13 protein-coding genes are annotated in these 14,864 nt (G+C 50.6%); 9 read left to right on the forward strand and 4 right to left on the reverse strand.

The window, feature by feature from the left end; translation table 11 throughout:
• Positions 1 to 306 precede the first annotated feature (306 nt).
• Entirely contained in the window at positions 307 to 759 is a 453-nt protein-coding gene (locus tag BLQ82_RS03400) for a MarR family winged helix-turn-helix transcriptional regulator (RefSeq protein ID WP_143013330.1), read from the forward strand.
• Positions 756 to 3,914 (forward strand): MMPL family transporter, encoded by a 3,159-nt coding sequence (locus BLQ82_RS03405; protein WP_062521555.1) that lies wholly within the window; start codon positions 756 to 758, stop codon positions 3,912 to 3,914. Before BLQ82_RS03400 ends, BLQ82_RS03405 begins: the two co-directional genes overlap by 4 nt.
• A gap of 114 nt (positions 3,915 to 4,028) precedes the next feature.
• Here the strand turns inward: BLQ82_RS03405 and BLQ82_RS03410 are convergent, their stop codons facing one another.
• Complete coding sequence (locus BLQ82_RS03410; RefSeq protein WP_208810658.1) at positions 4,029 to 4,700, reverse strand: tetratricopeptide repeat protein; 672 nt, start codon at positions 4,698 to 4,700, stop codon at positions 4,029 to 4,031.
• A 220-nt stretch (positions 4,701 to 4,920) separates the two neighbouring features.
• On the opposite strand from BLQ82_RS03410, the gene BLQ82_RS31755 reads away from it, so the two are divergent.
• Entirely contained in the window at positions 4,921 to 5,079 is a 159-nt protein-coding gene (locus tag BLQ82_RS31755) for a hypothetical protein (RefSeq protein WP_167529891.1), read from the forward strand.
• 115 nt (positions 5,080 to 5,194) lie between these two features.
• Here BLQ82_RS31755 and BLQ82_RS03415 read toward each other — a convergent pair whose 3' ends face one another.
• The 3 genes from BLQ82_RS03415 to BLQ82_RS31760 all read right to left on the reverse strand — a co-directional run bounded on the left by BLQ82_RS03415 (position 5,195) and on the right by BLQ82_RS31760 (position 6,292).
• Complete coding sequence (locus BLQ82_RS03415; protein ID WP_025706917.1) at positions 5,195 to 5,407, reverse strand: hypothetical protein; 213 nt, start codon at positions 5,405 to 5,407, stop codon at positions 5,195 to 5,197.
• 168 nt (positions 5,408 to 5,575) lie between these two features.
• Complete coding sequence (locus BLQ82_RS03420; RefSeq protein WP_244280679.1) at positions 5,576 to 6,016, reverse strand: hypothetical protein; 441 nt, start codon at positions 6,014 to 6,016, stop codon at positions 5,576 to 5,578.
• Between the two features lie 111 nt (positions 6,017 to 6,127).
• On the reverse strand, positions 6,128 to 6,292 hold the full coding sequence (locus tag BLQ82_RS31760) for a hypothetical protein (protein ID WP_167529892.1): 165 nt from the start codon (positions 6,290 to 6,292) through the stop codon (positions 6,128 to 6,130).
• Positions 6,293 to 6,481: 189 nt separating this feature from the next.
• On the opposite strand from BLQ82_RS31760, the gene BLQ82_RS03425 reads away from it, so the two are divergent.
• The 6 genes from BLQ82_RS03425 (at position 6,482) to BLQ82_RS03450 (ending at position 14,541) form a co-directional block, all read left to right on the forward strand.
• Positions 6,482 to 7,843 carry an ABC transporter substrate-binding protein gene (locus BLQ82_RS03425; protein ID WP_062521561.1) on the forward strand — a complete coding sequence of 454 codons (1,362 nt, stop codon included), beginning with the start codon at positions 6,482 to 6,484 and terminating at the stop codon, positions 7,841 to 7,843.
• A 97-nt stretch (positions 7,844 to 7,940) separates the two neighbouring features.
• Entirely contained in the window at positions 7,941 to 8,894 is a 954-nt protein-coding gene (locus BLQ82_RS03430) for a carbohydrate ABC transporter permease (RefSeq protein WP_062521563.1), read from the forward strand.
• Positions 8,891 to 9,754 carry a carbohydrate ABC transporter permease gene (locus tag BLQ82_RS03435; protein ID WP_062521564.1) on the forward strand — a complete coding sequence of 288 codons (864 nt, stop codon included), beginning with the start codon at positions 8,891 to 8,893 and terminating at the stop codon, positions 9,752 to 9,754. Before BLQ82_RS03430 ends, BLQ82_RS03435 begins: the two co-directional genes overlap by 4 nt.
• Positions 9,755 to 9,818: 64 nt before the next feature.
• Complete coding sequence (locus tag BLQ82_RS03440; RefSeq protein WP_062521566.1) at positions 9,819 to 11,543, forward strand: sensor histidine kinase; 1,725 nt, start codon at positions 9,819 to 9,821, stop codon at positions 11,541 to 11,543.
• Between the two features lie 14 nt (positions 11,544 to 11,557).
• A complete protein-coding gene (locus BLQ82_RS03445; protein WP_062521568.1) occupies positions 11,558 to 12,925 on the forward strand; it encodes an ABC transporter substrate-binding protein in 1,368 nt (455 codons plus the stop codon).
• A gap of 17 nt (positions 12,926 to 12,942) precedes the next feature.
• Positions 12,943 to 14,541, forward strand: coding sequence for a response regulator (locus BLQ82_RS03450; RefSeq protein WP_062521570.1), 1,599 nt, complete (start codon positions 12,943 to 12,945; stop codon positions 14,539 to 14,541).
• Positions 14,542 to 14,864: the final 323 nt, after the last annotated feature.

A 14,864-nucleotide genomic window follows, 5' to 3' on the forward strand; every position in this document is an offset into this window, starting at 1 on the left:
TTTCGGGCTACGGGGCGAAATGAGAGGTAAAAGTACCTTTGAATCTGGCGTAAGTGGGCCAATGGAAACCGTGAGGTTGTACAACAACAAGCTATGTCCCGTCAGGATTAACCTCAGGTGAGCAGATATCACCCGTAGGGCGCTTTTGCTCTTGTGAATCTTTTGTGGGAGTATCGTTCGTGATATTGGTTTGTCCTTGAGAAACTATTCTGAAAACGGATTGACATTTTGGGCAGCGGCCCATATAGTTTTACTGTGAAACTATTCAAGAGGCGAACTATTATCTTTGCGGGGAGGTGAGCGACTTTGAAAGGAGAGCCACAGCAGTGGATTGACCGCTACGTAGATGCTTATATGGGGGTGACCCGGCAGATCAATGCGCAGATCAGGGACAATATGGCAGAAGGCCTGACCAATGACCAATTTCTTATCATGCGGTTGATTAACAGCCAGGAGCTGTGTACTTCCACTTTTTTGGCGGAGGCTGTTGCGGTGGGGAAGAGTTCCATTACTGCGATTATCAATAGGCTGGTTGAAGCGGGGTTTATTGAGCGGACCCGGGATGAGAACGACCGCCGCCAAGTCTATTTGTCGCTGACTGAGAAGGGCAGAAGCACCTATCATGCGGCTGAAAAGCAGGTTCAGGAGGTTATTTCTCCTTATTTCTCCCATTTTGAGGAGCAGGATATCGAGAAATTCATCACGATGTTTGAGAAGCTGGCATTATTAATGCAGGAGACAGGAGGTAGAAATAATTGAAGACCATACTTAAAGCAAGATGGGCCATTATAGCCGTGTGGCTTGCCGTGGCGGTGGTGTTATTTTTGACTGCTCCGGGCATGTCTGGTCTGGTGCGTGAGAAAGGGCAGATTTCCGTTCCGGACGGCTATACTTCTACCAGGGCTTCTGAAATTATGAAGGAGGTTGCCGACGCTAAGGGCGGGGAGACGCTGCATCAGGTGGCGCTTGTTTTTAACAAGCCGGATGGGCTTGCCGCTGAAGATACAGCGAGCATTAAACAAGGAATCGAGAAGCTTGCGGCGGAGAAGAATTCGCTCAAAATTGACTCCATCACCGATCCGTTTTCCCAGGCGGAATTGAAGGACACTCTTATCGCTAAGGACGGCAAAACAATCATGGTCGCATTGATGGTGAGTGGCGGGGAGGACGCTGTCAAACAACTGCCGGACCAGGTGGATAAGCTGCTTAGCGGTGTCAGCGCAGAACATTATCTAACCAGTGAAGGACTTATTACCGAGGATACCATCGTCAGTTCAGAAGCCGGGCTGAAAAAATCGGAATACATTACCGTTATCTTCATTTTGCTGATTCTATTCGTTGTGTTCCGGTCCTTCGTCGCACCCTTTGTGCCGCTGTTGACCGTGGGTCTGAGCTATATCGTATCACAATCTATAGTGGCATTCCTGGTGGACTGGTTTGATTTTCCTTTATCGACCTTTACCCAGATCTTCATGGTTGCTGTAATGTTCGGGATCGGGACGGATTACTGCATTCTGCTGATCAGCCGGTTCAAGGAAGAACTGGCCTCTGCGGAGGATACCCGAAGTGCCATTATTTCTACTTATAGTAAGGCGGGAGGTACCGTATTCTATTCCGGGCTTGCCGTATTTGTCGGCTTCCTGGCCATCGGGTTGTCCAAGTTCATGCTTTACCGTTCTGCGGTGGCGGTGGCGGTAGGGATTGCCGTGATGCTGCTGGCGCTGGTGACCGTAGTTCCTTTCTTCATGGCGGTGCTGGGCAAAAAGCTGTTCTGGCCGTCAAGCAGCAAGCTGGAGCACAGTGAAAGCCGGATTTGGGGTGCGGCGGGTTCTTTTTCTCTAAAAAGACCGTGGGCGGCGCTGCTGATTGTGGCGGTGGTGGTGGTTCCTTTCCTGTTGACGTACAGCGGCAAGCTGAGCTTCAACAGCATGGATGAAATTGGACCTGGCTATGCCTCGGTCAAGGGCTTCAACATTATCTCTGACAGCTTTGGTCCGGGCGAGTCAATGCCCGGCAAGATTGTGATCAAAAATGATGACCGCATGGATACCTCCGAATACATGGGACTGGCGGAGAAGATCAGCCGTGAGCTGGAAAAGGTGGAAGGCGTCAAAGCGGTCCGCAGCATGTCCCGTCCAACCGGGGAGCAAATCAATGACTTCCTGATCCCGACTCAAGTGGCTGCGCTCACCGACGGGCTCAGCCAAAGTAATGAAGGACTGACCAAGATCCAGTCGGGTCTTGAGGAAGCCAGCAAGCAGCTTAAGGGGAATGAGCCAAAGCTGAATGAAGCCGTCTCGGGCAGTGCGAAGCTGACAGAAGGGACGGCTGAGCTGAAAAAAGGCATTGATGCGCTGGGCGACGGCCTGTCACGCATCGAGAGCGGCATCAAAAGCGGCTCCTCGGGAGCCGGTGAGATCAAAGCGGGGCTGGCCCAGGCGGCGGCCAGCGCCAAGCAGCTAGCTGGTGCCAGTGCATCGCTGCTGGAGGGCTACAAGAAAATCGGTGCGGGACTGACTGCGCTGGATGGCGGTCTTGGGCAGCTTCAAACACAGCTGCAAGGGATGGCCTCTGCCCTAAGCGGTCTGAATACATCCTTCACCGGGCTCGAAGCTGCACATCCTGACCTTCTGCAGGATGTGAACTACCAGACGATTAAGGGCACCGTAACACAGAGTGGAATGGGGGCAGCGAAGCTGGCTGGCGGACTGGGCCAGATTTCCGGTCAGCTGAAAGGTGCCGCAGCAGGGCTTAACGAAGCCAATGCAGGTTATGCCAAAGCGGCAGCGGGACAGACGGCATTGGCGCAGGGCCTCGACAAGCTGGTGGCCGGCATCAGCCAGCTGCAGTCGGGACTGAACCAGGCGGCAGCCGGACAAGGACAGATCGTGGATAAGATACCTTCGATATCCAGCGGTCTGGATCAGCTGCAGGGTGGACAGCAGCAGCTGGCAGACGGGTTCGGACAGCTTACCGGACAAATCGGCCAGCTGACGGACGGTCTTAGCGACAGTGCCGACGGCTTGAAGCAGATCACAGGCGGGCTAAATTCCGCACAGGATTACCTCAAGCAGATCCAGGATGCCAAGGATGATGAGCTGAGCGGGTTCCTGGTGCCGGAGGAGGCGCTGAAAGAGAATGGCATTCAGCAGGTATTCGATAATTATCTGTCCGCAGACCGCAAAGTGATGACTCTGGATGTGGTCTTCGCTGCCAATCCATACAGCGCAAAGGCAATCGACAGTATGGGGGATATCCAGGCAGCGGTAGACCGCGCCGTGAAAGGCACGAAGCTGGAGAATGCGGAAACAGCTATTAGCGGGGTGACCAGCACCTACAGCGACCTGCAGAAAATATCCAATGAGGATTATATGCGCACAGTAGTACTGATGCTCGGCGGTATCTTCATCATCCTGGTCGTACTGCTGCGCTCAATTATTATGCCTTTGTATTTAATTGTTTCTCTGCTGATCACGTATTTTACAGCACTGGGAGTGACCGAGGCTATCTTTGTGCATTTGCTGAATTATTCAGGAATTACCTGGACGACGCCATTCTTCAGCTTTGTGATGCTGATTGCCCTTGGAGTTGACTACAGCATTTTCCTCATGGACAGATTCAATGAGAACAAAACCTGGGATGTGCGTGAAGCGATCCTGCACGCCATGCGGAACATGGGGACAGTCATTCTGTCTGCAGTAGTCATTCTGGGCGGAACATTTGCCTCGATGTACCCGTCTGGAGTACTGTCGATGATGCAGATCGCTACGGTCGTACTTTCAGGTCTGGCGCTGTACGCGCTGGTGTTCCTGCCGTTCTTCGTCCCGGTGATGGTGCGCATGTTCGGCCGGGCGAACTGGTGGCCATTCAGCGGTTCAGCCTCTGATGACACACCGAAAACGCTGGATATGTAATTTTATATTTATGAGCTTGAAATGACTATACCCGTGCAATAAACCAAAAACCTCCGGTGCACTTATTCGTGCTGGCCGGAGGTTTTTTGGATTGTAGAATATGTAGCAGCAGGTCTAGCGCATCTTGGCGAAGTAGCTGCGCAGCGCCCAGCCGCGTTCCTGGCGTTTTTTATATTTGGGCAGCGAACGGTAAATGGCGGTTGATTCGTTAAAAGCCCGTTTGGCCTCCTCTTTTCTCCCCAGCGCCTTGTACATGGAACCTGCGAGATAATACGCTTCACTGGAGGAGGATTGAATCTCCTGAAACTGGGTTACATATTGCAGGGCTTTGTTGTGGTCAATATTGCGGAATACTTCTGCGAGACGAAGGTAGGGTTGCCCGTATTGGGCCTTGCGGTTGATCTCCAGCCCTTGCAGCATCTGTGCCTCGCCTTCAGGCAGATGCCCCAGCTTCAGATTCGCATAACCCAGCTCAACCCAGTATTCGGCAGACTGCTCATAGCGGTCGGCAATTTGTACCAGCAGCTCCTTGGCTTCACTGTAACGCTTGCGCTCAATCAGCAGTCTGGCCAGATCGAATTTGGCCGATACATCATTTGGATTTAGAGAAATGGTAGTCCGCAGCTTGGAAATCTGCCGGCTTCGGCGGAATGGCTTGGTGAAGCTGGGGAGTATACCAACATATCGGCGGTCCAGGAAATACAGGATCACCAGCAGAATAATCAGGGCCAGAAAAGGGTTGCCCACCAGGCGGTACAGCAGCAAGAAACCGAAAAATTTTAACATGATTTCCCTCCGTTACTTTTGTTTCCGAACTCAAATCCTATTCTGGATTACAGAGCAGGGTAATTATACCATAAGAGGCTATATTTCCGGTTGTAATTTTATTTTTTCCTTAATGTGAAATAAAACTGTTTAGGATTGGAAAAGACGGGGTATATAAGGGATAAGATGATGCGCAGATACGCAAATATGGTCGAACCTAATCCAAGGAGGTTGAATTTAAATGAGTATGACAGTACATAATCTTATGGCTTTCAATCATCAATATTTCAGACCTCAGCCCGTAGCCGATCCGAAGCCGCAAAGGTCCGATGACAAAGCGCTGAGCTTTCAGGAAATTCTGAACGAGAAGCTGAAGGCCCATGGCGGGTTGAAGAAGTAATTGAAGCATTTTTGAGCGCAGCCTATGACGAAGCAAAAGATAGAAGCCGGATCATCCGTCCCCGAGGTCGGATTGTCCGGCTTCTTTGTGCATTCTTACTGACAGGCAAGCTATACTAGGGTCTGACCTCATAAAACTGGCAGCTGCTCCGGGAATAATAAGCTAAGTCGCTGACCCGGGATTGGATCACTACATCCGAATCGGTGAACCGGATGACGGTTGCCCCGGAATTCACCAGATGATCATCCTCGAAGACCCGAACCGGCAGTTTGCGGTCAACGGCTTCCTGGAAATCGCTGTCGGTTAGCAAAGGACGGTTGATTGGCATATAAAAATACTCTCCTTAGATAAATTAGAACGACTTATGTGTCCCCGCCTGCCATCATCCTTGAGTAAATGAAGGCTGGAATTAAAATCAGTATACCTGTGTGCAGCGGAATAATCCAGAGGATGTGGAATGCCTCGCCAGCCCTTCGCTGCTAGGGGGCATAACCCCCTAATCATAGTAAGCAGTTGCATTAAAACTCTCAATACCTATCCGGGTCGCATCAGTAGTGCAAAAAAGATATAAGGTATAGACCAGTTCGTTCGATGCTGGCAAAGGAACATTGTAATCGGAAGCATCGATCGTAACGATCTGAACAGCATTTGGGTTAGCTTCGGTGACACTTACTGAATATAGGGCGTAAGCGACAGGTGAAACTTCTGCACCTCTTACAATGGAAAAGGAAATAACTGAGTCATATGGTGGAGTTTCTGGAAATGAGAGCTCGGCAATTCCTGAAAATTGTATACGTATGTTTTCACCTGCCCCAGTCAGATTGAGGCCAACCTGCCCGATAGCTACAGGAGTATTGGCGGGTAAAGGGGTGAGATTGTATTGCCATAACTTGCATTTTGGGAAGTCCGGGCATCGAGAAACTGTGGCATGAAGCATACCTCCAATAGTTTTTGAGATATGCTATGCAGCGATGTAAAAAGGTTCGTCCGCAAGACGGCATTTATTTGAGATTAATAGAGGCTTCATAGCCCCGGAGTAGGGTTAAAATCATTTATCTTTAGGAGTCTTAGGTTTTCCTGTCTGAGAAAAGGCAACTCCAAAAACAATTCCTAATCCGGCACCCAGGGCAAAGTTGTGTAAAGCAAAGCCAAAAGCAACAGCAAAGCAGATCACGATGACAGCACTAGAAATCAATCTTTTGTTTTTGTTCATATGTAACACCCCAATTACTATTATTTAACAATTGTACGCGGTTTATCAAAAATAGTTACGAAGCGTTAATACTAATTCATAAATCATAAATATTTCCACCATAAATCAGAAGTTTGCCTCCTCAAAAAAACAAATACCCTGCTGTACACTAAATCTTGTAAAAGAAACCTTTGAAAGGGGTACAGAGGAATGAGAAAAGCAAAGCACCTGGCATTGTCACTGGCTGCCGTTCTGCTTGTAGGTTCACTGGCAGGATGCGGGGGGAACAATAACGCCGGGAAGGACAACACTACCAAAGAAAATTCCGGTAACAAGGAAGCAAGCACAAATGCTCCGGCTACAGACAAGGCAGCAGATCCTGCTGAAAAGATTGAGCTCTCTTTCTGGACGCTTGGCAATGTCAACTATGAAGAGCTGGCGAACCAATATACCAAAGAGCATCCGAACGTTACGATTAAGATTCAGAACACCGGGGACCAGACCGCACACCATAACAATCTGACGACAGCGTTGTCTGCAGGTTCGGGTGCACCTGATATTTTTCAGCTTGAAATCGGTTTCATGGAGCGTTTTCTGAGTGCGCAGGATAAATTCTACAACCTGAATGATTACGGTGCGAAGGATATTCAAACCAATTATCTGGACTGGAAATGGAAACAAGCCTCGTCCGTGGACGGCAGCTTCCAGCTGGGCCTCCCTACAGATATTGGTCCAACCGTTGTGTACTACCGCACAGACCTGGCTAAAAAGGCCGGACTGCCGGATGACCCTGACGGGTTCGGTGCCGCCATCGGTACCTGGGATAAATTCGCTACAGTAGCCAAAGCATATAAGGAAAAAATCGGCAAACCATTTGTCGATCTGACCGATCTGACTTACAACGCGCTGCGCGACCAATCCAATGATGAAATTTATTTCAGCAAAGTAGATGGGAAATTTATCGGCGACACCAATCCGCAGGTGAAGAAAGCTTATGATTTCACAGTAAAAGGCATACAGGAAGGCTGGATCAGCAACTACATGCTGTGGTCTCCTGAGTGGGGCCAAGGGATGAACGACGGTTCTTTTGCCGTTATCATGGGACCTGCATGGATGGCGGGAAATATCAAGAGCAATGCTCCTGACACCTCCGGCAAGTGGAAAATTGCCCAGCTTCCTGAAGGCGCCGGCAACTGGGGCGGATCGTTCATCACCCTGCCGAAGGAAGGCAAGCATCCAAAAGAAGCTTATGACTTCATCCAATGGATGGTCAATAAAGACAATCAGCTCGAATCGTTCAAGACCAAGGGTCTGATGCCTTCGATTCCGGCGCTGTATGAAGATCCTGCCTTCAAGGACTTCAAGGACGATTTCTTCGGCGGTCAGCAGACTGCGGTTGAATTCGGTAAATCGGCAAACCGCGTAAAACCTGTATACTACGGTCCGCTGCATGACCAGACCGATACGTTCTTCAAAAATGCGCTGAAAAACGTGCTGGAAAAGAAAGCGGACCCGGCCAAAGAGTGGGATGAAGCCGTGAAGCAGGCGAAAACTCTGGCAGAACGCGGCTAAGTCTTTTAATTGAGTTATCATTGCTCGTCCGGACTCAGGAGGGAAGCACCTTCCATGAGTCCGGATTTATAAACGTTATATTCCCTGGAGGTGTGACATGGCTGAGCCCGTACTCGCGAGTCCACATGCCGAGAGCAAACGCCCTTTTTTGACTGAACAAAGACGGAGCCGCATTACTGCGTACACATTTATTTCTCCATTCTTTATTCTGTTCTCGATATTTGGACTGTACCCGATTTTTTTCACCATATATTTATCCTTTTTCAAGTGGGATGCACTGGGTCCTATGAAGTTCGTCGGCATGAAAAACTATGATCTGGTGACGAGCGATCCCACCTTCTGGATCTCGTTCTCCAACACGCTCATAATGGGCCTTATGGGAACCGTTCCGCAGATTCTTCTGGCACTGCTGCTGGCCGTGCTGCTGCATTCCGGCATGACCAAATTCAAAAAAACGTTCCGTATTCTCTATTTTATGCCGAATATCACTTCAATCGTCGCCGTTACGCTGGTATTCAGCACCCTGTTCGGCAATAACGGGATGATCAACTGGATGCTGAATGGACTGGGCCTGGATAGCATGGCCTTCAACTCCGGTTGGTGGGGAGTCAAAATCGCTATTTCCACGATGGTCATGTGGCGCTGGACGGGATATAACGCAATTATATTCCTCTCCGGTCTGCAGAGCATCCCGACGGATCTGTATGAAGCCGCCCGCATCGACGGAGCGAACAGAAGACAGCAGCTTACGTTCATCACATTGCCGCTTCTGCGTCCGTTCATTGTTTTTGTGACCCTGCTTTCGACCATTGGCGCCCTGCAGCTCTTCACCGAGCCTTATGTATTCCTGGGACAGTCCGGAACCGGCTCTACACGGCAGGAAGGGATAACGATGGTTACCTATCTGTACAGTGAAGCCTTCCGCAATGGTTTCTTTGGCACAGCGGCAGCTACGGCAGTTCTGCTGTTCCTCGTCACGATTATTTTCTCCTTGCTTAATATGCTGGCTTCAAGCCGCATGGGCGGAGATACAGGAGGGAAAAAAGCGTGAGCACACTGCGTACGTTCAAAAAAAATCCGGACGATCTTGGCCTCTTCGGCAAGTTCTGGTTTTATCTTCTGCTGATTCTTGGCGCATTGGTGTCTATCTTTCCGTTCTATTGGATGTTTGTGGTAGGCACCAATGATAAAGGCGCTGTTTTCCATGTGCCGCCGCTGCTGACCATCGGGGACCAGTTCATCGACAACTTCAAGCGTGTGCTGGATAAAGCGGATTTCTTCCAGGCGCTGGGCAACTCCCTGTTTGTATCCTCCATGGTGACTATCTCGGTCGTGTTCTTCTGCACACTGGCCGGTTATGCATTCGCCAAATACGAATTTCCATTCAAAAATGTGCTGTTCTACTTCGTAATTGCCACGTTGTTCGTGCCGCAGCAGCTTGGTGTGCTGCCAACGTACGTCATTATGGCGAAGCTGCACTGGATCGACAGCTTTAAGGCGCTGATCGTACCGGCGATGGTCAATGCGTTCGGGATCTTCTGGATGCGCCAATATATTTCCACAGCCGTACATACGGAGCTGATTGAAGCAGGACGGATCGACGGCGGGGGACATTTCCGCATCTTCTGGAATATTGCGATTCCGGTGATTACACCGGCAATGGCTACCCTCGGTATTCTGAACTTTATGACGGTGTGGAATGATTTCTTCTGGCCGCTCGTCGTTCTGAAGAACAAAGAGCATTTCACCATTCAGATTGCATTGCAGCAGCTGTTCACTACACGTGACGGGCTGGATTATGGGATGATTATGTCCGCGACCTTTACAGCAACCCTGCCGCTGCTGGTTGTATTCCTGCTGTTCAGCCGCTGGGTCATTGCCGGACTGACCTCAGGTGCTGTCAAGAGTTAACAGGAGTTAAGGATTACCGTGAAGAATAATAAGGACATAGGACAGCAGGAGGAAGGGTAGGATTATGAAGCTCCGCCGTAAAATATTGTTCGCTATTATTCTTCTCGTGTTCATCCCCGTCATTGTGATGGGCAGTGTTACTTATATTAACTTCTCCAACGCCATGGAGAAGAAGTCCAGCAACTTCTATTGGATTTCGCTTCTGGAAACGGACCGCAAGCTGAAGTTCGCGCTCAGTGAAATTTCATCGATTACGAATTCGGCCATCACACAGCCGGCGATTCAGCAGTCGCTGAAGCAGCCGGATTTTGTGCTGACCTATGACCGCAAGCAGGAGATCAACAACCTGCTGATCAACCATCCGATGATCACTTCGTTCAGCCTATATGGCAAGGACCGTCTGCTGTACCAATACAATGCGCCGATGTCTTTTGCAGATATGCGGAAGCAGACCTGGTATGGGGCGATGGAAAGCGCTGAAGGACGTCCTGTCTGGTCCGGTCCCGGAGAGAACGGCTCGGAATCCTCAGGCGAACCAGTGCTGGTGCAGGCCAGAATCATTAAGGATTACTACTCGCTGGAGGATATCGGCTATCTGGTGGTGTACGTGAAGCCCGATTTGCTGGATCAGATTTTCTGGGAAGCCGCAACGCTGAAGAAAGGGGATATTCTGCTGGTTAACAAGCAGGGGAATATCGTTTTTAACAAATCCGGTGAGCACATCGGACAACGGACGGATTTTCCCTTTTTACAGGAGAACTATACCCGGGAGCAGGACTATTACATTGACAATTATCAGGGAGAGAAATCACTGATTACTTTCCTGCCTTCACATAATGCAGACTGGTATTTGGCAGCGATTACACCGATGAATCTGATTTCTTCAGAGTCTGTGTCAATCCGCAATATTGCGCTTATACTGGGTGCGGTTTCGCTCATCTCCGCCTTTTTGTTCGACCATTATTTTATACGCAGGCTTGTGCGCAGCATCAATAGTGCGGTGAACGGAATGAAGCGGGTGAAACAGGGTATCTTCACACCCATTAACGTACCGGCCCGTGCCGATGATGAAAGCGATTCGCTGATTGACGGCTTCAACCGGATGAGCTCTCAGATCAGCGAACTGATCGAACAGGTCCAGACCGAGCAGGGCCGTAAAAAGGAAGCGGAAATGCAGGCGCTGATGGCGCAGATTAACCCCCATTTTATCTATAATTCACTGGAATCGATTAACTCCATGGCTGTGCTGGCAGGCAACCGCGATATCAGTAAAATGGTTATCTCGCTCGGCAGGCTGCTGCGGATCAGCATCAGCCAGAATCAGGAGCTGATTCCGCTGCAGATGGAATTTGAGCATGTCCGCCATTATCTGGATATCCAGAAATTCCGTTTTGAAGACAAGTTCTCTTATGCATTGGAGCTTCCGTCTTCGCTGAAAAGTCTGATGACACAAAAGCTTATTGTTCAGCCGATTGTTGAGAACGCTTTATACCATGCCATTGAACAGATGGAGGAGCATGGGGTGATTACAATCTCTGCGGAGGAGATGGGGAAGGATCTGATCATCATCGTAAAGGACAATGGACCGGGCTTTGAGCTTGCCGCCTTGATGAGTCTTTGGAATGAGGAACGCACCAATCCGAAAAAATACAGCGACAGCGGGGTTGGACTCAAAAATGTGCATGAGCGTCTGAATATCCGGTTCGGCAATCCTTACGGGATTGTGGTCTGTTCCTCCCCCGGCTTCGGGTCAACGATTTGTATCCGTATTCCGAGAATACTGCCATGAAGGGAGCGGACGGGATGACCAAAAAGCAGATTGCCCAAAGATGGCTGACCAAATGGGGCTGGATTCTGTTGTACATTGTTCTTATGTCCGGGGCGGTCCTGTATATTATGCAAGGCGGCAGAGAACCGATTGAGGATAATTCCCAGGAAAAAATTACTCTGACCTTCCGGCATTTCTGGATCAAGGAGCATGACCGGCCGCTGCTGGCTATTTTTGAGGAGGTTGTGAAGGCGTATCAGGAGACGCACCCTAATGTAAAAGTGAATTTTGAGGGGCTGGACCAGACGATACACCGTGAGCAGAAGCTGAAAAGCGAGATGGTCACCGGTACGCCCCCGGATATGTTCGTACTGTTCGGAGGCGCAGAGATTGAACCTTATGTGCGCTCCAACCGCTTGATGGATTTGACAGATTTTGCACAGGAGAACAGCCTGAAGAATCAGTTCAAGGATCTGCATCTGTGGACATTCAATAATCATATCTATGGACTGCCGATTGAAGGCAATGCGGAGCCGCTGTATTTTAACCGGACGATCTTCAATAAGCTGGGCATTAAAGTGCCCGGGACGCTGGCAGAGCTGGACTCTGCGATCGTTCAGCTGAAGCTGCGGGGGTATATTCCATTTGCGCTCGGCAATGAAGACCGCTGGCCCGCAGGGATATTCGCCCATTATTTAATGGACCGGTATGCCGGTCCGGACCTGATCCAGAAGCTGGTTACCGGCAAGGATGGGGCCAGCTTCGGGAATAGCGATTATAAGCAGGCTTTCCGGCATTTCGATCAATGGATTCGTGAGAATGCATTCAGCCGGGACTCCAATGATACCTCAACGGAAAATGCAGTCCGTCTGTTCACAAGCGGCAAAGCCGCGATGTATTTGAACGGTAACTGGGATATTAATCTGTTCTCCGGGGAGAACGCGCCGGCGGATTTTCAGAACGAGGTGGGAGTCATTCCGTTTCCGGCACTCGACCGCGGCGAGAAAGCCTCCATTGCCGGCGGATATACGATAGGGATCGGACTGTCCTCCAGTCTGACAGGTGCGAAGCTGGAGGCAGCGCTGGAGCTGATGAAGGCACTGTATACCCAAGAGATTCAGACGCGGATTGTGTATGAAGGGTTGAGAATTCCGTCCATGCGCATAACCTTTGACCCGAATAAAACAGGGCCGGTATTTGCCCAGGTGATGGAGCTGATGGAGGATAATCAGCAGAGCTTCGTGCCATATGACAATCTTCTGTCGCCGGAGGTTAAGAAAACGTTCCTGAGTGTCATTGAAGAAATGATTGATGGCGGCTTGCAGGGGGATGAGGCGCTGAAGGAGCTGCAGGCTGCATCGAAACAGTATTGGAAATTAATTCGGAGCTCGGCCATTCAATAAGCCTGGGGGGTCTTAAGATGGGTGCAACACAGGAGAAATACAAAGTGCTGCTGGTGGATGATGAGCCGATCATTCTGCGAAGCTTGAAGGTCGCCATCCCATGGGAGGAGCTGGGCCTTGCCATTGTGGGGGAAGCGCGGAATGGAGAAGCGGCGCTGCAGTTAATTGAAGAGACGGCACCTCAGATTATCATCAGCGATATCCGCATGCCGGTCATCGACGGCATCGCGCTGATGAAGGAGGTGCTCCCGCGCAGCAGCAAGCTGATCTTTATCTTCATCAGCGGTTACGGGGAGTTTGAGTATGCCCGGGAAGCGCTGCGGCAGGGGGCCTTTGACTATTTGCTGAAGCCGATTGATCATGACGAATTGACGGAAATGCTGACCCGGGCGATAACCAGGCTCAAGCGGCAGAAGGAGAATGAGCAGCTGATGCTCTCGGTGCAGACCTTGTCCATGCTGGCCCGCGAGCGGATGTATGCCGAGTTCACACTCGGCAATCCGCGTCCGCTTCAGCATCTTAAGTGGCTGGAGAACAGCGAGCTGGAGGGCGAGTATTTCATGGCCGTAGTCCGGCTCGATAATTATGCTTCCTTGACGGCACAGTGGAGCTTAGAGGAAAAGCGGCTCTGGCTGTTCGCAGTAAGGAACATTCTGGAGGAATGGTCGCTGGAGAACGAAGTGCTGTCCGTGTTCCCGTTCTATAACGGGGAGTGGATTCTGCTCTTCCCCGGAAGTCTTGGCAGCGTCAGCAAAGAACTAGGCGGACAGCTGATTTCCGGGATCAGGACATATTCCAAGCTGGAATGCTCGGTAGGGATCAGCCGCATCACCCGGGGCATTGATCAGTTAAGCACGGCATACCCGCTCGCGTGCAAAGCGCTGTACCAGCGGTTTTATTCAGGCCAGGCGGGAGTGTTCCTCGATGAGGAGACAGCGGCTGGCGGCAGCCGGGAAGTAAAGTATCCGAAGGAGCTGGAGCTAGCCCTGATCGAGAGTATCCGGACGGTGGATCTGGAACGGATGCTGGCCTTATTCGATGAACTGTCCGCTTTCATTGAAGCCCAGGGGCTTCCGCAGGAGCTGGCCGAGAGGCTCATCATGGAGATGATTGTGGTGCTGTACAGGCAATTTGAGCATCTCAATATGCATACGGACTGGTCGCTGGAGGGTCTGCTCAGCAGGCTGCATGGTCTGGGTACACTTTCTGCGATGATCGCGGCACTGAAGATGGAATTCCGCGAGTGGATGCTGGAAAGCAATAAATCTGCCGCCCGCGAGGATGGCCGGAGCGTGGTCGAGAAATCGATGCGGTATATAGAGGCCAACTACCATAAGGATCTCAGCATTGAAGAGGTGGCGGAGGTAGCGGACCTGAGCATCAGCCATTTCTGTACGCTGTTCAAGCAAATCTCCGGCTATACCTTCCTGGAGTTCGTTACACACTGCCGGATGGAAAAAGCCAAATATATTTTGCAGAACAGCAATGTTAAGGTTTATCAGGTTGCGCCGCTAGTCGGCTACCAGGACCCGCGCTATTTTACGCAGGTGTTCAAAAAAGCCACCGGCAAAACACCGACGGAATACCGTGAGGCAAATTCCCGGCAGGTCAATTGAATTTCTACAAAAGGGACTGCTTTAACACTTGGGCTTGCTGTCTGGTCCAAGGGGGGATGGAAGTGCAAGGGAAGTACAAGGGAAGTGCGAGGGAAGTGCGAGGGAAGTGCAAGGGAAGTACAAGGGAAGTGCGAGGGAAGTGCAAGGGAAGCAAGGGAAAGTGCAAGGGAGCTACATGGGAAGCATAGCGTTACAGAGCAAGAGGGAACGGCAAGCTCCCATGATAACCCCAATCTCTAACGGCTGCGTTGTCCAGTGAAGTACGGCGCAGCCGTTTTGTTCAAACAACGGCAGAAATGCCGTTGTTGAGCCAGGGTGAGGCG

This window comes from Paenibacillus jilunlii (genome assembly GCF_900102965.1).
In the GTDB taxonomy this organism is placed as follows: Bacteria; Bacillota; Bacilli; order Paenibacillales; family Paenibacillaceae; genus Paenibacillus_AQ; species Paenibacillus_AQ jilunlii.

Bases quoted from the DNA above. Each gene is read 5' to 3' on its own strand.
- BLQ82_RS03410 (WP_208810658.1), bottom strand. From the start codon at position 4,700: ATGTTAAAATTTTTCGGTTTCTTGCTGCTGTACCGCCTGGTGGGCAAC.
- BLQ82_RS31755 (WP_167529891.1), top strand. From the start codon at position 4,921: ATGAGTATGACAGTACATAATCTTATGGCTTTCAATCATCAATATTTC.
- BLQ82_RS03415 (WP_025706917.1), bottom strand. From the start codon at position 5,407: ATGCCAATCAACCGTCCTTTGCTAACCGACAGCGATTTCCAGGAAGCC.
- BLQ82_RS03420 (WP_244280679.1), bottom strand. From the start codon at position 6,016: ATGCTTCATGCCACAGTTTCTCGATGCCCGGACTTCCCAAAATGCAAG.
- BLQ82_RS31760 (WP_167529892.1), bottom strand. From the start codon at position 6,292: ATGAACAAAAACAAAAGATTGATTTCTAGTGCTGTCATCGTGATCTGC.
- BLQ82_RS03425 (WP_062521561.1), top strand. From the start codon at position 6,482: ATGAGAAAAGCAAAGCACCTGGCATTGTCACTGGCTGCCGTTCTGCTT.
- BLQ82_RS03430 (WP_062521563.1), top strand. From the start codon at position 7,941: ATGGCTGAGCCCGTACTCGCGAGTCCACATGCCGAGAGCAAACGCCCT.
- BLQ82_RS03440 (WP_062521566.1), top strand. From the start codon at position 9,819: ATGAAGCTCCGCCGTAAAATATTGTTCGCTATTATTCTTCTCGTGTTC.
- BLQ82_RS03445 (WP_062521568.1), top strand. From the start codon at position 11,558: ATGACCAAAAAGCAGATTGCCCAAAGATGGCTGACCAAATGGGGCTGG.
- BLQ82_RS03450 (WP_062521570.1), top strand. From the start codon at position 12,943: ATGGGTGCAACACAGGAGAAATACAAAGTGCTGCTGGTGGATGATGAG.